Origin of the sequence: Sphingopyxis sp. BSNA05, from assembly GCF_013265645.1 — a bacterium.
Lineage (GTDB): Bacteria > Pseudomonadota > Alphaproteobacteria > Sphingomonadales > Sphingomonadaceae > Parasphingorhabdus.
The window spans coordinates 27664-48205 of record NZ_PYIA01000114.1 but is presented as its reverse complement, the minus strand read 5'-3'; the positions used below and the strand labels follow the sequence as shown (position 1 = coordinate 48205).

The following is a 20542-nucleotide window of genomic DNA, read 5'->3' as shown; positions in this document are numbered from 1 at the left end:
CTGGTGGGAACAGGCGATCATATTGGCAATCATCGGCATTGCGATTACCGTGGCGGTCTATGGCGCGGTCGCGCTGATCGTGAAGATGGATGATATCGGCCTGCATATTGCGCAGAATAACGAGGGCGCTTTGCGCTCCTTTGGCTGTAGTCTTGTCCGGCTGATGCCGAAGCTGCTCGCGGCCCTTTCGATTATCGGCACTTTGGCCATGGCCTGGGTCGGTGGCGGACTGCTGGTCCACAATATTGCTGCGCTGGGCTGGCACGGCCCGGAACATCTGATCGAATGGCTGTCGCATCCGTTGCTCGGCCTGTTCCCCGCCTCGGCCAAGCTGATGGTCGGTGGCATCGCCTTTGCCCTCTTGTCGGGCATATTGGGCGTTCTTGTAGGCGCGGGCATTGCGCCACTGGTCCATAAATTCATTCCGCATGGAGAAGCACATTGAAACTGGGTCGTCTCAATCACATCGGCGTTGTCACGCCGTCGATCACCGACAGTATCGCCCACTGGCGCGATGTCATGGGCGCTACGTCTATTTGCGAACCGTTTGACCTGCCGGCGCAGGGCGTGAAGGTCTGTTTTGTCGATACGCCGGCGGAAGGCCCGACCAACGGCACCCAGATCGAGCTGATCGAGCCGCTCGGCGAAGATAGCCCGATACACGGCTTTCTGACCAAGAACCCGCTCGGGGGCCAGCATCATATTTGTTTTGAAGTGCCCGACATTCACGCCGCCAAGGCCGAGTTCGAAGCGATGGGCAAGCGCGTCCTCGGCGAACCGCGCATCGGCGCGCACGGCACGCTTATCTTTTTGTCCATCCCAAGGATATGGGCGGGATGCTAACGGAAATTATGGAAACGCCTGAAGGGCATTAATTATACAATCGTCATCCTGAACTTGTTTCAGGATCTCGCTGGGTCCTGAAACAAGTTCAGGATGACGAGACATTCAAAAGGACCGAACATGGAATTCGAAAATATCAAGCTCGACATCGCCGATCAGGTGGCCACCATCACGCTCAACAAGCCGGAGCGGCTCAACGCCTGTTCGCTGGGGATGGCGGATGACATTTTCATCGCGCTGGACAAGCTGGAGGATGCGCGCGTTTGGTGATTACCGGTGAAGGCCGTGCCTTCTGTGCCGGCGCCGATTTGCAGGCGAAGAATGACAGCGCCTTGTCGGGCGGGCAGGGCAGCTATGCAGCGCTGCTCCAGCATTATAATCCGTTGATGCTGAAGCTGGCGAAGCTCGACATTCCGACGATTACGGCGGTCAACGGTCCGGCTGCCGGTGTCGGCTGTTCGATCGCGCTGGCAAGTGACTTCGCGATTGCCGGTAAATCGGCTTATTTCCTGCAGGCCTTCGTCAATATCGGCCTTGTGCCCGATGGCGGCGCATCGTGGATGCTGACCCGTATTGTCGGCAAGGCACGGGCGACGGAAATGATGCTGCTCGGCGAGAAGATCCATGGCGAGAAGGCTGCGGACTGGGGACTGATTTACAAATGCGTTGAAGATACTGCGCTGATGGATGAAGCAGGTATGCTGGCAAAACGCCTGGCGGGTGGCCCGACCGTGGCTCTCGGCGTGATGCGCCAGAATCTAGCAGCTGCGCTCGAAAGCGATTATGCTTCGGCGCTGGTGCGGGAAGCCGAAGGCCAGCGGATTGCCGGCGACAGCAAGGACGCGCGCGAAGGCGCGATTGCCTTTCTGCAGAAGCGGCCAACAGAATTTAAGGGTGAATAGACCGCTCACCGTTAACGGCTGATTTGGACGAATATTACAAGCAAGGCAGATATGACCGATAAACCGACGATCAAAGACTGGCAGGAACTGGCTGACAAGGAAGTGAAGGGCCGCGACCTCACTTGGGAAACGCCCGAGGGTATCGCTGTCAAACCGCTTTATACCGCAGAAGATGCTGGTGACCCCGGTCTGCCCGGCTTTGGTCCGTTCACCCGGGGCGTCAAGGCCAGCATGTATGCCGGACGTCCGTGGACGATCCGCCAATATGCCGGCTTCTCGACCGCCGAGGAATCCAACGCCTTTTATCGTCGCAATCTCGCGGCAGGGCAAAAGGGGCTTTCGGTCGCCTTCGATCTCGCGACGCACCGGGGCTATGACAGCGACCATCCGCGCGTTGTGGGTGATGTCGGCAAGGCCGGCGTCGCGATTGACAGCGTCGAGGATATGAAAATCCTGTTCGACCAGATTCCGCTCGACGAAATGTCGGTGTCGATGACGATGAACGGTGCGGTCATTCCGTGTCTCGCTTTCTATATCATCGCAGCGGAAGAGCAGGGGGTTTCTCAGGAGAAGCTGTCCGGCACGATCCAGAATGATATTCTCAAAGAGTTCATGGTGCGGAATACCTATATCTATCCGCCTGCGCCCTCGATGCGGATCATCTCCGACATTATCGGTTATACGTCCGAGCATATGCCGAAGTTCAACAGCATCTCGATCAGCGGCTATCATATGCACGAAGCCGGCGCGACGGCGGTGCAGGAACTGGCCTTCACGATAGCCGACGGCCGCGAATATGCCAAACAGGCGATGGCGACCGGTCTGGATATCGACGCCTTTGCGGGCCGTCTGAGCTTCTTCTTCGGCATCGGCATGAACTTCTTCATGGAAGTCGCGAAGCTGCGGGCGGCGCGAACCCTGTGGCATCGCGTTATGACCGATCTCGGCGCGCAATCCGAACGGTCGAAAATGCTGCGCACCCACTGCCAGACGTCGGGCGTGTCGCTCACCGAGCAAGATCCCTACAATAATGTCATCCGTACCACGATCGAAGCCATGGCCGCGACTTTGGGCGGAACCCAGTCGCTGCACACCAATGCGCTGGACGAAGCAATTGCGCTGCCGACCGATTTCTCGGCACGTATTGCGCGGAACACCCAGATTGTGCTGCAGGAAGAGGCGGGCATCACCAAGGTCGTCGATCCGCTTGGCGGCAGCTATTATGTCGAGGCGCTGACCGAGGAACTGGTCGACAAGGCCTGGGAAATTATCGAACGCGTGGGTTCGGAAGGCGGCATGGCGAAAGCGGTTGCCGATGGCTGGCCCAAGGCGATGATCGAGGAAGCCGCTGCTGGTCGGCAGGCCGCGGTCGACAAGGGCGATGCAGTCATCGTCGGCGTCAACAAATATCGCCTTCCCGAAGAAGATGCGATGGAAACGCTCGACATCGATAATGCGAAAGTCCGACAGGGCCAGATTGCCCGGCTCGAGAAAATGCGCGCCGATCGCGACGAGGCTGCCTGTCAGGCGGCGCTCAAGGCGTTGACCGATGGCGCGAAAGGCGGCGGAAATGTGCTGGCGCTGGCCGTCGATGCGGCGCGCAAACGGGCTTCGCTCGGCGAGATATCCGATGCGATGGAAGCGGTCTTCGGCCGTTATGAAACACAGCCAACACCGGTGAAGGGCATTTACGGCAAGGCTTATGAAGGCGATGCCCGCTATGCGATGGTCATCGAAGGCGTCGATGCCGTGTCGCAACGGCTTGGTCGCAAGCCGAAAATTCTCGTCGCGAAAATGGGGCAGGATGGTCATGACCGCGGCGCCAATGTTGTCTCCAGCGCCTTTACCGATATGGGCTTTGACGTGATTTCCGGACCATTGTTCCAGACACCCGGCGAAACTCGCGATCTCGCTCTGGCGGAAAATGTCGATGCAGTCGGCGCGTCCAGTCTGGCGGCGGGCCACAAGACATTGATCCCCGAACTGATCAACCTGCTGAAAGAGTCCGGGCGCGGCGATATCAAGGTATTTGCCGGCGGCGTTATCCCGGCGAAGGACTATGAATTTCTCCGCAAGAGCGGCGTGGTCGGAATCTATGGACCGGGCAGCAATATTGTGGAATGTGCCGCCGACATATTGAGATTGCTGGGGCATAATATGCCTCCTGAAGAGGAAGCTGCGGAATGAATTTAGACGAAAATATCAGTTCCCCGCCGCAGGGCGGGGCCCAGACGATTGCTCAGGACAGTTCGGGACCTGCCCTGCGGCAGGGAACACAGTCCGCAACGACTGGACCCGCGAGGAAATCGCCGCGCTGTTCGACCTGCCGTTCGACGAACTGGTTTTCCAGGCGGCAACCGTCCACCGCGCCAATCACAAGCCCGGCGAGGTCCAGCTATCAACCCTGCTGTCGATCAAGACCGGCGGTTGCCCCGAAGATTGCGGTTATTGCAACCAGTCTGCTGGTGCGAAGTCCGGCCTCAAGGCAGAGAAGCTGCTCGACGTCCGCACCGTGCTGCAAACCGCAGCGCAGGCGAAGGACCGCGGTTCCTCGCGCTTCTGCATGGGCGCTGCCTGGCGCAACCCCAAGGACCGCGACATGCCGGCGATCATCGAGATGATCAAGGGCGTCCGCCAGATGGGCATGGAAACCTGCATGACGCTGGGCATGCTGACCAAGGAACAGTCCGAAATGCTGTCCGAGGCAGGCCTCGATTATTACAACCACAATATCGATACCTCGCCCGAACATTATGAGAAGGTGATCACCACGCGCACCTTCGGCGACCGGCTCGAGACTCTCGAAAATGTCCGGAACAGCGGCATCAACGTCTGTTCCGGCGGTATCGTCGGCATGGGCGAGACCCGGGAAGACCGGGTCGGCTTTGTCCATGCTCTGGCGACCCTGCCGAAGCATCCGGAAAGCGTTCCGGTCAATGCGCTGGTCCCGGTCAAGGGCACGGTACTCGGCGATATGCTGGCCGATACGCCGCTGGCGAAGATTGACGATATTGAATTTGTCCGCACGATCGCGGTGGCCCGGATCACCATGCCCGCATCGATGGTCCGCCTGTCCGCTGGCCGCGAAAGCATGAGCGAAAGCACGCAGGCTTTGTGCTTCCTTGCCGGCGCCAACAGCATCTTCACCGGCGACAAATTGCTGACCACCGGTAATGCGGGTGATGACGCGGATGAGAAGTTGTTCGCTAAACTGGGTCTGGTTCCGATGGAAGCGGAGCAGCGGGAATGCAAGCTGGAGGCGGCTGAGTAATTATGCTCAAAAATATTCAGATCGCAAATCAGCGCATTGTCATTGCGAGCGCAGCGAAGCAATCCAGAGGGTCGCTTGCCGCTCTGGATTGCCACGTCGCTCCGCTCCTCGCAATGACGGCGCCGGGAATGCGTAACTTTGGAGAAGAACTTGTTTAAGAAGATACTCATCGCAAACCGCGGCGAAATTGCCTGCCGCGTCATTCGCACTGCCCAGAAAATGGGTATCAAGACGGTTGCCGTCTATTCTGACGCCGATGCGCGGAGCCCGCATGTCAAAATGGCGGACGAAGCGGTCCATATCGGCCCTTCTCCTGCTGCAGAATCCTATCTGATCGCGGACAAGATCATCGCGGCCTGCAAGGACACCGGCGCAGAAGCCGTGCATCCCGGCTATGGTTTTCTGTCGGAGCGGACCAGCTTTGCGCAGGAACTGGCGGACAATGATATTGCCTTCATCGGGCCGCCACCCAATGCGATTGCCGCGATGGGCGACAAGATCGAGTCGAAGAAGCTCGCCGAAAAAGCAGGCGTCAGCGTGGTTCCCGGTCATATCGGCGAGATTGACGACACCGAACATGCTGTGCGCATTTCTTCGGACATCGGCTATCCGGTGATGATGAAGGCCAGCGCCGGCGGCGGCGGCAAGGGCATGCGGCTCGCTTGGAACGAGAAAGACGTTCGCGAAGGCTTTGAAGCGACCAAGCGCGAAGGCCTTGCCAGCTTTGGCGATGACCGCGTGTTTATCGAGAAATTCATCGAACAGCCGCGCCATATCGAGATTCAAGTGCTTGGCGACAAACATGGCAATGTCATCTATCTCGGCGAACGCGAATGTTCGATCCAGCGACGCCACCAGAAGGTTGTCGAGGAAGCACCATCGCCCTTCGTCGATCCCGAAATGCGCAAGAAGATGGGCGAACAGGCGGTCGCGCTGTCGCAGGCCGTGGGCTATTATAGTGCCGGTACGGTCGAGCTGATCGTCGGGGCGGACAAGAGCTTCTATTTCCTCGAAATGAACACCCGTCTGCAGGTCGAGCATCCGGTCACCGAATATATCACCGGTCTCGATCTGGTCGAACAGATGATCCGCGTCGCCTATGGCGAGAAACTGCCGCTGACCCAGGACGAGGTCACCCTGACGGGCTGGGCGGTCGAAAACCGTGTCTATGCAGAAGATCCTTATCGCGGCTTCCTGCCGTCCACCGGTCGTCTGGTTAAATATCGGCCACCGGCAGCCGAAGAGGGTATTCGCGTCGACGATGGCGTGGCCGAAGGCGGCGAGGTGTCGATCTTCTACGATCCGATGATCGCCAAGCTGATTACCTATGGCGAGACCCGGATCGAGGCAATTGATCGTCAGATCGACGCGCTGAACCGGTTCGAACTGGTTGGCCCCGGTCACAATATCGATTTCCTCTCGGCGCTGATGCAGCACGAGCGTTTCCGCGAAGGCAATATCACCACCAATTTCATCGCCGAGGAATATCCCGACGGTTTCCAGGGCGCTCCGGCGTCGGACGAACTGATCGCCAATCTTGCCGCTATCGGCGCTTTTGCCGCGACAGCGCACGCCGACCGCGCGCGCCGCGTCGACAGCCAGCTTGGCAAGCGGCTCGAAGCGCCATCGGAGTGGCAGGTAAAGATCGGTGACAAGACGATGGATGTTACCATCTCGGAAGAAGAAATTTCGGTCGATGGCGTCGCGATCGATCTGTCCACCGAATATACGCCGGGTGACAGCCTGATCCTCGCCGAGGTTGCGGGCAAGCCGCTGTCGGTCAAGATCGCCAAGACCGCCGACGGTTTCGCACTCAACAGTCATGGCGCAACGCACAAGGCACGGATCCTGCCCGCCCATGTTGCGCAACATGCGGTGCACATGATCGAGAAGATCCCGCCCGATCTCTCGAAATTCCTGCTCTGCCCGATGCCCGGCCTGCTGGTCGCACTGCATGTGGGCGAGGGCGACGCCGTTGTCGAAGGCCAGCCGCTGGCGGTGGTCGAGGCCATGAAAATGGAGAATATTCTCCGGGCCGAGAAAAACGGCGTGGTAAAATCCGTCGAAGCCGCGCAAGGTGATAGCCTTTCCGTTGATGCCGTGATACTCGAACTGGAATAGAGTGATCGCCTTGGGGAGGGCAAGATATGGCCAGTGATGTAGCAGCGGCGGGGCAACGCGAGCCGACGCAGAAGGAAATAAGACTGGTCATAGCGGCCTCTTCCGCCGGCACCATTTTCGAATGGTATGACTTTTTTATCTACGGCACGCTCTTCTACATCATCGGGCCGACCTTCTTCCCGAGCGGCAATCCGACGCTCGAAATATTGATGGTATGGGCGACCTTCGCCATCGGTTTCGGTTTCCGTCCGGTGGGCGCCATTCTGTTCGGCTTTCTCGGCGACAAGCTGGGCCGCAAATATACGTTCCTTGTGACGGTTACGCTGATGGGCATTGCCACTGCCGGCGTCGGCTTGATCCCCAGCGCCGAGACGATCGGTCTGGCGGCGCCGCTGATTGTGATTTTCCTTCGGATATTGCAGGGCCTTGCCCTTGGCGGGGAATATGGCGGCGCGGCCATCTATGTCGCCGAACATGCGCCGACCAACAAGCGCGGCTATTATACCAGCTATATCCAGGCCAGCGTTGCCGGCGGTTTCGTTCTCTCGATCGGCGTCATATTGGCCTGCCGTTTCCTGATCCCGGAACAGGCGTTCAACGACTGGGGCTGGCGGGTGCCGTTCCTGCTGTCGATCATCCTGCTGGCGATATCGTTGTGGATGCGGCTGAAGCTCAACGAGAGTCCGGTGTTCCAGGCGATGAAGGCGGCGGGCCAGACCGCAGGCAATCCCTTTGTCGAAAGCTTCACCTATCCGGGCAACAAGAAACGTATCTTCGTCGCCCTGTTCGGCATCACCGGCGTGTTGACGACGATCTGGTACACGGCCTTTTTCTCCGGCATGTCCTTTCTGCGCGGACCGATGAACATGGAGGCGCGCACCGTCGACATCATATTGTTCGTCTCCGGCCTGATCGCCATGTCCTTCTATCTGGTGGTCGGCAAATGGTCGGACCGGGTGGGGCGGAAGAAACCGATCATCGTCGGTGCTTTGCTCTCGTTGCTGTTGCTGTTCCCGGCCTTCTGGGGTCTGGGCCAGCTCGCCAATCCCGGCCTGACCGAAGCCGCCCAGGCGAGCCCCGTCCGGGTCGAGGGTAATGCATGCAGCACCGATCCCTTTGCCGAACTGTTCAGCCGCGAACAGAGCGATTGCGGCAAGATTCTGGAAACGCTGACATCTGCAGGCGTTTCCTATACGCTGGTCGATGCCAGCGCGCTGAAACTCAGTGCTGGCAATAGCAACATACCGATCAATCCGGACTGGATGGCAGACGGCGGTGCCCGCAGCAGTGGCATTCGCGACGCGCTTGCCGCCTTTGGCTATGATTTTGCCAAGCAGCAGCCAGATATGGCCAGCATATTGGGCATTGTCGCGATCCTCCTGGTACTGGGCGCTCTGAGCGCTCTGACCTACGGATCGGTTGCGGCGTTGTTATCGGAAATGTTCCCGGCCAAAATCCGCTACAGCTCGATGTCGATCCCCTATCATATCGGGGCCGGATATCTTGGCGGCTTCCTGCCGCTGATTGCCGGATATATCGTCGCCCGGTCAGGCGATATATATGCCGGTCTCTGGTACACATGGGCGGTCGTCGCTTTCGGAGTCATCGTCGCCTGGTGGGGCATACCGAACGACCCCGAAGCGGCTCTCGACGAAGACCGATAAAGGCCCTATCGGTCGCTGCATGAGTGACACAAAACCGCATATTCCGTCGACCGCGCGCGTAAAGCTGGATTCTGCGGCGCTGACTGCGAACTGGCAGGCGCTGGACAGGATGTCGGGGGCGGCGCGGGCGGGCGCAGCGGTCAAGGCCAATGCTTATGGTCTGGGCGCCCGGGATGTTGTGCGCAGGCTGATCGCGGCGGGCTGCACCGACTTTTTCGTCGCCAATTGGCAGGAAGCGCAGGAAATCGAAGACCTGACCGCTGGAAAAGCGGAAGTGTCCGTGCTCAATGGCGTGCGGGCTGCGGACCTGGCATTTGCGCTTCAATCCCCGGCAAAACCCGTTCTGAACAGTCTCGAGCAGGTGCAGCGCTGGAAATCGACGGGTAAGCCATGCGACGTGATGATCAACAGCGGGATGAACCGTCTAGGAATCAATGTGGAAGATCTTGAAGCCGATCTGTTCGCCGGGATGGGAATCGATATGGTGATGAGCCATCTTGCTTCTGCTGATGAAGACGGGCCACAGAATGAAGAGCAGCTCAGCCAATTTCGGGCGGCGCTGCAAATCGTGCCAGGCAAGCGGACCAGTCTGGCCAATAGCGCCGGCATCGCACTGGGCAGCGACTATCATTTCGACGTCACGCGTCCCGGCCTTTCGCTCTACGGCGGTGTCCAGCGTCCGGCTCTCGACGATATCGTCAGCCAGGTGGCATTTCCGCAGGCAGAGATTCTCCAGGTCCGCTCGCTGCTTCCAGGTGACAAGCTAGGCTATAATGCGCAATATATTGCGGACGAGCCGCACAAGATCGGCATATTGGCGATGGGCTATGCCGACGGATATTTGCGGGGCTTTTCGAACAGCGGCATGTTCATGCACGATGGAATGCTGCTGCCCGTACTGGGCCGTGTTTCGATGGATCTGATCGCGATCGATCTTGCGGCAGCACCCTATCTCGCAGAAGGCGACTGGGTCGAATGCGAATATGATCTCGAGGTCGCTTCGTCTCAGTCGGGCCTCTCGCAATATGAATTGATCACCGGGCTAGGCAATCGTCTGGCGCGGGAATGGACATAGCGCGGCGGCGAAATATATCTACGCAGTTGCACAAAATAAAAATGCTGCGCAAAAATCCCCGATAACGACAAAAGTTGCGGCAATGCACAAATAGGTTTAGTGCTGTTGCAACATGTAAATAATTGACGGTTAGACAGTCTTGGTCAACAACAGGATTCTAACCCATCGGGAGCTGATATGGCCAAGTCCAAGAACAATAATCCGGGTGATCCGATAACCATCAAGAAATACGCCAATCGTCGCCTCTACAACACCCAGACGTCGAGCTATATCACGCTAGACTTTCTTGCCGAGATGACCCGCAACGATGAGGATTTCATCGTGGTCGACGCGAAGACCGGCGAGGACATAACCCATAATGTGCTGACCCAGATCATCGTCGACGAGGAAAGCAGCGGCAAGCAAATGCTGCCGGTGAAATTCCTGCGCCAGCTGATCTCCATGTATGGCAACAGCATGCAGTCGTTAATGCCGTCCTATCTCGAAGCGTCGATGGATAATTTCCGCAAGAACCAGAAGCAGTTTCAGGAAGCCGTAGAGGGTGCGCTCAACAAGAATCCACTGGGCCAGATGGCGGTCAAGAACCAGAAGCAATTCCAGGAAGCCGTGGAAAATGCCCTGAAGGCAAGCCCGCTGGCCGGTGTCTTTGAAAAGGCGCTGAGCCTTGGCCAGAGCGATAGCGCGGAAGCGGATGATGTAGCGCAGGCCGGTGATTCGGAAAAAGATGCCGAAATCATGGCGCTGAAACAGCAACTGGCCGATATACAGTCGAAAATCGACAAGCTCGATAGCTGATTACCGGTACAAACTAATCCGCAGGAAAACCAAGTGAAGAAAAATGCCCTTTCAATCAGCCGCGAAGAGGATTTCGCGGCCTGGTATCAACAAGTCATTACCGAAGCCGACATGGCCGAAGAATCGGGCGTGCGCGGCAGCATGATCATGCGGCCCTGGGGCTATGGCATCTGGGAACGGGTGCAATATCTGATGGACCAGCGGATCAAGGCGTCCGGCCATGAAAATTGCTATTTCCCGCTGTTCATCCCGCTCAGCTATTTTTCGAAAGAGGCCGAGCATGTCGACGGCTTTGCCAAGGAGATGGCGGTTGTCACGCATCACCGGCTGATCAAGGGCGAAGATGGCGGACTGGTCGTCGATCCGGAAGCCAAGCTGGAAGAACCACTGGTCGTACGGCCGACATCCGAGACCGTGATCGGCACCGCTTTTGCCCGCTGGGTACAAAGCTGGCGTGACCTTCCGGTGATGATCAACCAGTGGGCGAACGTGGTGCGCTGGGAAATGCGGACCAGAATGTTCCTGCGGACCACCGAATTTCTTTGGCAGGAAGGTCATACGGCCCACGCCACCAAGGCCGAGGCGATGGAAGAAACGCTGAACGCTCTGGAAATGTACCGTGACTTTTCGGAAAATGTGCTGGCCATGCCGGTAGTCGCTGGCGAAAAGCCGGAGAATGAACGTTTTCCCGGCGCCGATGCGACTTACTCGATCGAGGCGATGATGCAGGACGGCAAGGCCTTGCAGGCCGGTACCAGCCACTTCCTTGGCCAGACGTTCAGCAAGGCGCAGAACATCCGCTATCAGGACAAGGATGGCGAATTCCAGTTTGCCTATACCACAAGCTGGGGCACTTCGACCCGGATGATCGGCGGCGTCATCATGACCCATGGCGACGACGACGGTATGCGCGTGCCACCGCTGATTGCGCCCTATCAGGTGGTGATCGTACCGATGCTGCGCGACAAGCCGGAAGACGAAGATGTGCTGGACTATTGCAAGGCGCTGGCGAAGGATATTGCCCAGCTCAGAGCCTTTGACGAACCGGTCCGGGTAAAGCTCGATATCAGCGGCGCGAAGACCCAGACAAAACGCTGGTCCTGGGTCAAGAAAGGCGCGCCGGTCATTCTCGAAATCGGTCCGCGGGACATGGCCGAGGACAAGGTCGCGATGATCCGGCGCGACGCGCTTTATCAGGACAATGGAAAACTCGACACGAAATTTCTCGCCAAGGCGGATTTCATCCCCGAGATCCCGGCCCTGCTGTCCGATCTCCAGACCGCACTGCATGAAGAAGCCAAGGAGCGTCTCAGCGGTAACATCAAGCGGGGCGTGGAATATTGGTCCGACGTCGAACGTTTCTATGCGGCGAAAAAGAAACATCCGGGATGGCTGGAAGTGCAATGGTGCAAGGCGACCGGTGAAGAACTGGAAGAAATCGAAGAGCGGCTGAAAAACTAAAGCTGACGTTCCGCAACGTGCCGGTTGATGCCGCGCCCGCTGACGGCAATTGCATTTTCACGGGCAAACCGGCGGTCGAGCGGATCATCATCGGCAAAGCATATTAATGGCAGGTCCCCGCAAATCTCAGAAAAGCAATCAGGCTCCCACGCGCCAGCAGATACTGGATTTTATCGAGCGGTCGGAACGGCCTGCAGGAAAACGCGAGATTTCACGAGCCTTCGGATTGCGGGGTCCGGACAAGATTGCGCTCAAAGCGCTGCTCAAGGACATGGCGAAGGACGGTCTGCTGGCGGGCGATCCGGCCAGGGCCTTGCATAAGGTGGGCGGCGTTCCGAAGGTGACCGTGCTCAGGATTGTCGAGATTGACGGCAATGAGGCGATTGGCATTCCTGAGAAATGGGAAGAGGGAAGCGGCCCCGCGCCAAGGCTCAGGATCAAGGAAAAGGGCCGACGCGCTGCGCTGGCAATCGGCGACCGTATTCTTGCCCGGACGGAAGAGCGCGGGCAGGGCCATATTGCCTTTCTTATGAAGAAACTGGCGCAGAGCAGCGAAATGCTGCTGGGCGTCGTCGAAAAGGACGAGCGCGACCGCTATTGGCTGAAACCGGTCGACCGCAAGATCCGCCGCAGCACGCCGATTATCGATCTGGGCGAGGCCGAACCGGGCAAGCTGGTACTGGCCGAACCGGTCAAGCGCGGCTCCGAAGTAAAAGCGCGGGTGAAGGAAATATTGGGCGATCCGTTTGCTCCCAAATCGTTCAGCCTGATCGCCATCCATAAATTTGAAATCCCGCTGCACTTTCCCGATGCGGTGACGGAGGAAGCCGAACAGGCGACCAGGCTCGAAATTTCGAAAGACAAACGCGAGGATCTGCGCCATCTGCCGATCGTGGCGATCGATCCAGCCGATGCCCGCGACCATGATGACGCGATATGGGCCGAGCCGGATGATAGCCCGGATAACAAGGGCGGCTTCAAGGCGCTGATCGCCATCGCCGATGTCTCTTTTTATGTCCGTTCGGGCAGCAAGCTCGACCGCGAAGCCTATAAGCGCGGCAACAGCGTCTATTTCCCCGACCGGGTTGTGCCGATGCTGCCGGAAGCGCTGTCGACCGATGTCTGTTCGCTGAAACAGGATGTCGAGCGCGCGGCTCTGGTCTGTCACGTTACGGTCAATGCGAAGGGGCAGGTGACCGGTTCCCGCTTCACCCGCGCGATCGTCAAGCTGGCCGGCAATATCGCCTACGAAGACGCGCAGGCGGCGATGGACGGGAAGCTGGACCATCCGCTGAAGAGCAAGGCTCTGGAACCTCTGTGGAACTGCTGGAAACTGCTCGCGAAGGCGCGCGACGAACGCGAACCGCTCAATCTCGATCTGCCCGAAAAGCGGGTGGTGCTCGACGATCAGGGCAAGATAGTAGAAATTGCCATTCGCGAACGGCTCGACGCCCACCGCCTTGTTGAAGATTATATGATCGTCGCCAATGTCGCGGCGGCGCGGATGCTGGAGTCGAAAAAATCTCCGGTCATCTACCGCGTCCATGAAACGCCGTCCCGCGAGAAGCTGATCGCGCTGAAGGACTATCTCAAGAGCTTCGATATGAGCTTTGCCATGGGGCAGGTGATCAAGCCGGCGGTCTTCAACAATCTCATCTCGCAGGTCGATGACGAATTATTGCTGCCTCTGGTCATGGAGCAGATTTTGCGCAGCCAGACCCAGGCTTATTATGGCCATACGAACATGGGTCATTTCGGCCTGTCGCTGGGCAGCTACGCGCATTTCACCAGCCCGATCCGGCGCTATGCCGATCTGGTCGTACATCGCGCTCTGGTGACCGCTTGCAAGCTGGAGCAACCGGCGCCGAAAAGCAGCGTCATTCCGGAATGTTCCGGGCTGGGCAAGGAAGAAGCAGGGCGCCTCGAGTTGATCTCGGAGAAAATCTCCAAACTGGAACGTCGCGCAATGAAGGCGGAATGGGAGACCGTGGATCGCTACATCTCTGCGCATCTGGCAGACCGGATTGGCGAGGTTGTCAAATGCCGGATTACCGGTGTCCAGAATTTTGGCTTTTTCGCGACCGTCGAAGATCTCGGCGGTGACGGGCTGGTGCCGGTCCGGACCTTGGGCGCCGAACGGTTCGATTATGACGAGTCGAAACAGCAGCTTACCGGCATGGACAGCGGCACCACCTATAATGTCGGACAGAAGATCGAACTGCGACTGGTCGAAGCCAATGCCGCGACCGGCAGCCTGTTGTTCGAACTGGCCGAGGGTGCCAACCATATGGGATCGCGTCCCGCTCCGCATCGCGCCGGCAAGGGAAAGCCGCACCGCAAGGGCAAGCCGGGTCGTCCCGCCAATATTCGCGGAAACAAGAGTAAGGCGCGCCGAAAGAAATAGTTGGTTGTGGCGGAGCAACCAATCCGCTCGGATGGGGGTATATCCTGTAACAGAAAAGGAACTCCCCCCATGTCGAATCTATTGCCTACCCGCACCGTACCCGATTTTACCGTCCCGCTGATTGACGGCGGCCAGTTCCAGCTGAGCCAGCGGCTCGGAGATAATTTCACCCTGCTGCTCTTCTATCGCGGTGTGCACTGCCCGATCTGCAAGATGCAGCTGCGCGAACTGCAACGCAAGCTGGGCGATTTTGCCGAGCGGGGCATCACCGTGGTGGCGATCAGCATGGATAGCCAGGAACGGGCGCAGAAATCGGTCGACGAATGGGGCGTGGACGAGCTTCTTCTCGGCTACGGACTCGGTGAGGATATGGCTCGCGATCTGGGTCTCTATATCTCGTCGGGGCGTCCCGGGAGCGAGGAACCGGCGATATTCTCCGAACCGGGCATGCTGCTGGTCAAACCCGACCAGACGCTTTACTTCACCAGCGTCCAGAGCATGCCGTTCACTCGGCCGCCGCTCGACGAACTGCTCAAAGGTATCGATTACGCGCTGGAAAACGACTATCCCGCGCGCGGCGAACTGGCGAAGGCGGACTAGCTCAGCCGGTCAATCTCTTCCTTGGTCAGCGACCCGGGAACAACCATCACCGGGCAGGGTAATGTCCCTGCCTCGGTGGCGGCAAAATGGCTGACCAGCGGGCCCGGTGCGCCGGTTGCGGCGGCTCCAAGCACCAGGGCAGCCAGCCCGTCGACTTCGTCCATCATCTCCCGCACGACTTTTGGGCCTTTCCCCTGTTTGACCGTGATCGAGGGCCGGATGCCGGTTTCCTCGAACAGGGTACCGGCAGCGCCGGACACCAGCGCTTCGGCCCGGCTCTTCGCTTCTTCTTCAAGCGTGGCCTGCACCCCGCCCCAGGCAACGAAGCCCTCGCTCTCGACCAGCGCCAGAATGTGCAACGCACTATTTGTCTTCATTGCCCGGCGCGAGGCAAAGCGCAGCGCCAGGCTGGCCTCGTCGGTCTCGTCGATCACCACCAGATATGTACGCATGAACCCTCCTCGCCCTGTCAGAATTACCTGTTGCGATAAAAATGGCCGCAAGGCAAGCGACCGCCCTTGACGCCATAGGCGCAATGTTGGACAGCTTTACGTGAAAACAGGACCAATTCAGGAAAGATCATCGGCCATGCCCATCAATCTCCAAATGCCTGCGCTCTCCCCGACGATGGAAGAAGGGACCCTTGCCAAGTGGCTGGTGAAGGAAGGCGACAGCGTGTCGTCCGGCGATTTACTGGCGGAAATCGAAACCGACAAGGCAACGATGGAATTTGAAGCGATTGACGAAGGTGTAATCGCCAAGATCGTGGTCGCCGAGGGCACCGAGAATGTGAAGGTTGGCGATGTCATCGCGATCATCGCGGAAGAAGGCGAAGATGTCGGCGATGCAAAAGCCGCGCCTGCACCGAAGGCCGAGAAGGCCGCGAAGCCTGCTTCCGAAAAAGAAGAGCCCGCGCCAGCACCGGCACCCGCTCCCGAAGCTAGCCCGGCACCGGCACCGAAAGCTGCGGCAGATTCCGGCGAAGACCGCCTGAAAGTCAGCCCGCTTGCGCGCCGTCTGGCTGAACAGAAAGGTGTCGACCTGACCGCTGTGTCGGGCTCCGGTCCCAACGGGCGGATTATCAAGGCCGATATTGACGGAGCGGAAGGCGGTACCCTTCGACAAGCTCAGGGCGAACGGCCTGAGGAAAAATCCGTTCGTGCTGAGCCGGTCGAAGCACCGGCCAAGCAGACTTCGGCAGCTACCAGCGATTTCGACATCCCGCACACCGCCGAAAAACTGTCCGGCATGCGCAAGACCATTGCCCGTCGCCTGACCGAAGCCAAGCAGACGATTCCGCATATCTACCTGACGGTGGATGTCGAGCTCGACAAATTGCTCAAATTGCGCAGCGAACTCAACGCCTCGCTGGAACCGCGCGGCATCAAGCTGTCGGTCAATGATCTTCTGATCAAGGCCCTGGCTGTCTCGTTGATGCAGGTGCCCAAATGCAATGTCTCGATCGAGGGCGATCAGCTCAAGGCCTTCGAACGCGCCGATATCTCGGTAGCGGTCAGCATTCCCGGCGGTCTGATTACGCCGATCATCAAGAGCGCCGACACGAAATCGCTCAGCGCCATTTCCACAGAAATGAAAGACCTTGCTGATCGCGCCAAGGCCGGCAAGCTCAAGATGCACGAATATCAGGCGGCACCGCCAGCATCTCCAACATGGGCATGTTTGGGATCAAGAATTTCGACGCTGTAATCAACCCGCCGCAAGCGATGATCATGGCAATCGGGGCAGGGCAGAAGCGCCCGCATGTCATTGACGACAGCCTGCAGATCGCAACGATCATGAGCGCGACCGGTAGCTTCGACCACCGCGCGATTGACGGCGCGGACGGCGCGCAATTGATGAAGGTCTTCAAGGAACTGTGCGAAAACCCGCTGGGAATGCTCGCTTGACCGACCTGAGCAAGAAAGTTCCCGCTATCCGCACCATCGTCATGCCGACCGAAGGCAATCCCTACGGCGTGGCCTTTGGCGGCTGGTTGATGGCGCAGATGGCCCAGGCCGGCGGCGCGCTGGCGGCGCAGCATAGCAAGCATCAGTCCGTGGTGGTGGGCGCGAATGACGTCCGCTTTGGCCATCCGGTTGAAATCGGCGACGAATTATCGGTCTACGCCGAATTTGCCAAAATCGGCCGCAGCTCGATGACGGTGGACGTTGAAGCCTTCCGGCGTGACCGGCACGAGGACGAAATGACCAAGGCTGCGTCGGGCGTCTACACATTTGTGGCGGTGGACCGGGATGGCAAGCCGGTGCAGGTACCCGCTTTAGACTAGAGATTATCGAAAAGGAATAACATGGCAAACGGATATGACCTCATCGTACTCGGTTCCGGCCCCGGCGGCTATGTGGCCGCGATCCGCGCCGCGCAACTGGGCCTGAAGACCGCGATTGTCGAACGCGAAAATCTCGGCGGCATCTGCCTCAACTGGGGTTGTATCCCGACCAAGGCCTTGCTGCGCTCCGCCGAAGTCTTCCACAATATGAAACATGCCGCCGACTATGGACTGGCTGCCGAGAAGATCAGCGCCGATCTGGACGCGATTGTCAAACGTTCGCGCGGCGTGGCCAAGCAACTCAATCAGGCGTCACCGGCCTGATGAAGAAGAACAAGATTGATGTCGTGATGGGCGATGGCACGATCACCGCGCCGGGCAAGCTGACCGTCAAGACCGACAAGGGCGAGGAAGAGCTTGAGGCCAAGAATATCATCATCGCGACCGGCGCCCGCGCCCGCGATCTTCCTTTTGCCAAGGCCGACGGCAAGCGCATCTGGACCTATCGCCACGCGATGACTCCCACCGAGACACCGACCAAATTGCTGGTCATCGGATCGGGTGCGATCGGCATCGAATTTGCCAGCTTCTATAATGATATCGGCGTTGATGTGACGGTCGTCGAAATGCTCGACCGGATCGTGCCGGTGGAAGACGAGGAAATCTCGAAATTCCTCGAAAAATCGCTGAAAAAGCAGGGCATGACGATCATGACCGGCGCAGGGGTGAAGAGCATCGAAACCGGCGACAAGGGCGTCAAGGCGGAGATCGAGGACAGCAAGGGCAAGAAAGAGACTCACGATTTCAGCCATGTCATCGTGGCTGTGGGTATCCAGCCCAATATCGAGACCATCGGCCTCGATGAGCTGGGTGTCCAACCGGATGAACGCTATCATATCAAAACCGATGAATATTGCCGGACCAATATCGACGGCATCTATGCAATCGGTGACTGCACTGCCGGCCCATGGCTGGCACACAAGGCGAGCCATGAAGGCGTTATCGCGGCGGAAGCCATTGCCCAGTCGATGGGCAAGGACGGTCATCCCCATGCCATGGACGTCAACAATATCCCCGGCTGCACCTATTGCCACCCGCAGATCGCCAGCGTCGGCCTGACCGAAGCCAAGGCCAAGGAAGCGGGCCATGATGTCAAGATCGGCAAATTCCCCTTTATCGGCAATGGCAAGGCGATTGCGCTCGGCGAGACGGAGGGCTTCATCAAGACCGTGTTTGACGCCAAGACGGGCGAATTGCTCGGCGCCATATGATCGGCGCGGAAGTCACGGAACTGATCCAGGGCTATACCATTGGCAAGACGCTGGAGTCGACCGAAGCGGAACTGATGAACACCGTCTTCCCGCACCCGACGCTCAGCGAGATGATGCACGAGAGCGTGCTCGATGCCTATGGACGCGTCTTGCATATGTGACGGTGCTCTGCTCAGGCAGGAGGCCGCTCCCGTCCTTTGCTCCGGAGAGTATAAGGACGGGAAACAAGATTTTTGTCGTCGCAGGTGCAGAGTCGACGAGCAAGAGGTTGCTGATTCACGCTCAAGGGTGAATCGGCCGAAAATGTAAGGCTTTCATTTTACGGGGCTATTGCACCGAAAGATCGGATCGCTATCGGTGCGAGGCCCCGATCGTCATTCACCGGTCCAGCGGATCCAGCCCTTTGACAGGTCGCCATTATCGCCGGGATCCGCATATAGCGTATCGGCGATGATCTGGGCGGACTCGACCAGTCGCGGCCCCGGACGGTTGAAGAAATGATGACCGTCGGCAAGGAAGACCTCGCCATTTTTGACCGCCGACAGCTTCGGCCAATGCGGATGCTTCACCATGGTCGGCATCTCGGCCAGCGTCTGGCCGATTTGGTAACCGCAGGGCATGAAGATGATCTTGTCCGGATCGGAAGCGAGCAGGTCATCCCACTCCAGCCACGGCGAATGCTGGCCGGCAGTGGCAAAGAGCGACTGTCCGCCGGCTATCTCGATCAGTTCGGGAACCCAGTTCCCGGCCACCATCAGCGGCTCGATCCATTCAATCGCGGCAACGGTTGGCGGAGGGGCTTTGTTGGCACCCAATTGGCGCAGGCGTTCCTGCAATTCTGCAATTGCCTGCTCGGCTTGCTCGGTGCGCCCAACCGCTTCGCCGACGCTGCGGAAATCACGCCACACGTCGTCGAGATTGTCAGGGGCAAGAGAAATCAGTTTCGGCTTCTGGCCGATCCAGCTTGCCAGCGCCTCTTCCAGATCATCCGGCGTCACCGCGCAGACCGCGCATTGCGACTGGGTCAGGATGACATCGGGCTTCAATGACTGCAGCAATGGCGTATCGACTTCATAGACTGACAGGCCCTGGCGCACGATTTCCTGGACCCGCTTGTCGATCTCGTCCGATTGCAGGCCCTTTTCCAGCTTGGTCGAGGTGCAAATGGGAAGGTCCCGGACAAAATCGGGAAAGTCGCATTCGTGCGACCGTCCGACAATATTGGGTTCGAGGCCCAGCGCCACGGCTATTTCCGTGGCACTGGGTAATAGCGATACGACGCGAAGGTCGCCGCTCATGCGGATCGCGCAGCCAGCTGTGGTGCGTAGAAGCGGGGCAGGGCGCGGGTCAGAACCGTGCGCACGGCCAGCAGTCCAGCGAACCAGATCATGTCATTCTTGGCGATCAGCCAGACGATATCCGCCGAGAAGTTCGCAATGCCACCCAGATAGAGAGCCGCAACATAGAGCAGGGCTTCATAGGCGACAAAAGCTGCAACAAAGGCCATGCCGAGGCTGAGGAGCCCTTCATCCTTGCGCATTTTCAGCACCTGATGGGCGACCAGAAGACCGGCCACGCTGGCCACGAGCATGCTGCCGCCATGGGCGAAGCTGTTGAGCGTGCGCGGATAGTCGAGGATCAGGAAACCGACCAGCTGGTTCGAAATCCAGACACCGGCCATCCAGGTCATCGCCTTGCGTACTGGCAACGTCGCGGCAAGCAATACGCCGATCGCGGTGAACGGCATCATGCAGGCAAATATCCAGCTTCCCAGAACGGAAGCGGAGGCCAAGGTCGCGGCCCAGATATTTTCCGCTCTTCCGGACAATGATTGCGTCGTCATAAGCA

The 20542-nt window shown here is 58.7% G+C and carries 12 protein-coding genes and 6 pseudogenes; 15 read left to right on the top strand and 3 right to left on the bottom strand.

Features of this window, described 5'->3' with window-relative positions; translation table 11 throughout:
* From C8024_RS14075 to C8024_RS14020, 12 genes and pseudogenes are all read left to right on the top strand, one after another.
* Positions 1-445 (top strand): DUF808 family protein (locus C8024_RS14075; protein ID WP_173206289.1); only part of this gene is annotated, 445 nt, incomplete at its 5' end.
* A pseudogene (gene mce, locus C8024_RS14070) lies at positions 442-875 on the top strand (methylmalonyl-CoA epimerase). The gene C8024_RS14075 and the pseudogene mce, both read left to right, overlap by 4 nt.
* Positions 876-963: 88 nt before the next feature.
* Positions 964-1745, top strand: a pseudogene (locus C8024_RS14065) (enoyl-CoA hydratase-related protein).
* Between the two features lie 51 nt (positions 1746-1796).
* A complete protein-coding gene (gene scpA, locus C8024_RS14060) occupies positions 1797-3932 on the top strand; it encodes a methylmalonyl-CoA mutase (protein WP_173206286.1) in 2136 nt (711 codons plus the stop codon).
* 88 nt (positions 3933-4020) lie between these two features.
* Positions 4021-5016: pseudogene (gene bioB, locus C8024_RS14055) on the top strand (biotin synthase BioB); the annotation flags it as partial.
* Between the two features lie 150 nt (positions 5017-5166).
* A complete protein-coding gene (locus C8024_RS14050) occupies positions 5167-7137 on the top strand; it encodes an acetyl/propionyl/methylcrotonyl-CoA carboxylase subunit alpha (protein ID WP_173206283.1) in 1971 nt (656 codons plus the stop codon).
* 26 nt (positions 7138-7163) lie between these two features.
* Entirely contained in the window at positions 7164-8801 is a 1638-nt protein-coding gene (locus tag C8024_RS14045; RefSeq protein ID WP_173206280.1) for an MFS transporter, read from the top strand.
* 19 nt (positions 8802-8820) lie between these two features.
* On the top strand, positions 8821-9876 hold the full coding sequence (gene alr, locus C8024_RS14040; protein WP_173206277.1) for an alanine racemase: 1056 nt from the start codon (positions 8821-8823) through the stop codon (positions 9874-9876).
* A 177-nt stretch (positions 9877-10053) separates the two neighbouring features.
* A complete protein-coding gene (gene phaR / locus C8024_RS14035) occupies positions 10054-10671 on the top strand; it encodes a polyhydroxyalkanoate synthesis repressor PhaR (RefSeq protein ID WP_100094793.1) in 618 nt (205 codons plus the stop codon).
* A gap of 33 nt (positions 10672-10704) precedes the next feature.
* A pseudogene (gene proS, locus C8024_RS14030) lies at positions 10705-12239 on the top strand (proline--tRNA ligase).
* On the top strand, positions 12239-14536 hold the full coding sequence (gene rnr, locus C8024_RS14025) for a ribonuclease R (RefSeq protein WP_173206274.1): 2298 nt from the start codon (positions 12239-12241) through the stop codon (positions 14534-14536). The pseudogene proS and the gene rnr overlap by 1 nt, the downstream one beginning before the upstream one ends.
* A gap of 69 nt (positions 14537-14605) precedes the next feature.
* Positions 14606-15136: a peroxiredoxin-like family protein gene (locus C8024_RS14020; protein WP_173206273.1), complete on the top strand. Its 531-nt coding sequence runs from the start codon at positions 14606-14608 to the stop codon at positions 15134-15136.
* Here C8024_RS14020 and C8024_RS14015 read toward each other — a convergent pair.
* Positions 15133-15588, bottom strand: a complete 456-nt coding sequence (locus C8024_RS14015) for a universal stress protein (RefSeq protein ID WP_100094789.1) — start codon at positions 15586-15588, stop codon at positions 15133-15135. The genes C8024_RS14020 and C8024_RS14015 overlap by 4 nt on opposite strands.
* 136 nt (positions 15589-15724) lie before the next feature.
* Between C8024_RS14015 and C8024_RS14010 the strand changes: the two are divergent.
* From C8024_RS14010 to lpdA, 3 genes and pseudogenes are all read left to right on the top strand, one after another.
* Positions 15725-17043, top strand: a pseudogene (locus C8024_RS14010) (pyruvate dehydrogenase complex dihydrolipoamide acetyltransferase).
* Positions 17040-17423: an acyl-CoA thioesterase gene (locus tag C8024_RS14005; RefSeq protein ID WP_254305938.1), complete on the top strand. Its 384-nt coding sequence runs from the start codon at positions 17040-17042 to the stop codon at positions 17421-17423. Before C8024_RS14010 ends, C8024_RS14005 begins: the two are co-directional and overlap by 4 nt.
* Before the next feature lie 21 nt (positions 17424-17444).
* Positions 17445-18855 (top strand): annotated as a pseudogene (lpdA, locus tag C8024_RS14000) (dihydrolipoyl dehydrogenase).
* Positions 18856-19068: 213 nt separating this feature from the next.
* On the opposite strand, the gene C8024_RS13995 reads toward lpdA, so the two are convergent.
* A complete protein-coding gene (locus tag C8024_RS13995) occupies positions 19069-19992 on the bottom strand; it encodes a cobalamin-binding protein (RefSeq protein ID WP_173206270.1) in 924 nt (307 codons plus the stop codon).
* Positions 19989-20537, bottom strand: coding sequence for a hypothetical protein (locus tag C8024_RS13990; protein ID WP_173206267.1), 549 nt, complete (start codon positions 20535-20537; stop codon positions 19989-19991). The genes C8024_RS13995 and C8024_RS13990 overlap by 4 nt, the downstream gene beginning before the upstream one ends.
* Between the last annotated feature and the right edge of the window lie 5 nt (positions 20538-20542).

What these genes read in the sequence shown, in the direction of transcription:
- scpA (WP_173206286.1), top strand. Translation starts at nt 1,797, where the DNA reads ATGACCGATAAACCGACGATCAAAGACTGGCAGGAACTGGCTGACAAG.
- C8024_RS14045 (WP_173206280.1), top strand. Translation starts at nt 7,164, where the DNA reads ATGGCCAGTGATGTAGCAGCGGCGGGGCAACGCGAGCCGACGCAGAAG.
- alr (WP_173206277.1), top strand. Translation starts at nt 8,821, where the DNA reads ATGAGTGACACAAAACCGCATATTCCGTCGACCGCGCGCGTAAAGCTG.
- phaR (WP_100094793.1), top strand. Translation starts at nt 10,054, where the DNA reads ATGGCCAAGTCCAAGAACAATAATCCGGGTGATCCGATAACCATCAAG.
- rnr (WP_173206274.1), top strand. Translation starts at nt 12,239, where the DNA reads ATGGCAGGTCCCCGCAAATCTCAGAAAAGCAATCAGGCTCCCACGCGC.
- C8024_RS14020 (WP_173206273.1), top strand. Translation starts at nt 14,606, where the DNA reads ATGTCGAATCTATTGCCTACCCGCACCGTACCCGATTTTACCGTCCCG.
- C8024_RS14015 (WP_100094789.1), bottom strand. Translation starts at nt 15,588, where the DNA reads ATGCGTACATATCTGGTGGTGATCGACGAGACCGACGAGGCCAGCCTG.
- C8024_RS13995 (WP_173206270.1), bottom strand. Translation starts at nt 19,992, where the DNA reads ATGAGCGGCGACCTTCGCGTCGTATCGCTATTACCCAGTGCCACGGAA.
- C8024_RS13990 (WP_173206267.1), bottom strand. Translation starts at nt 20,537, where the DNA reads ATGACGACGCAATCATTGTCCGGAAGAGCGGAAAATATCTGGGCCGCG.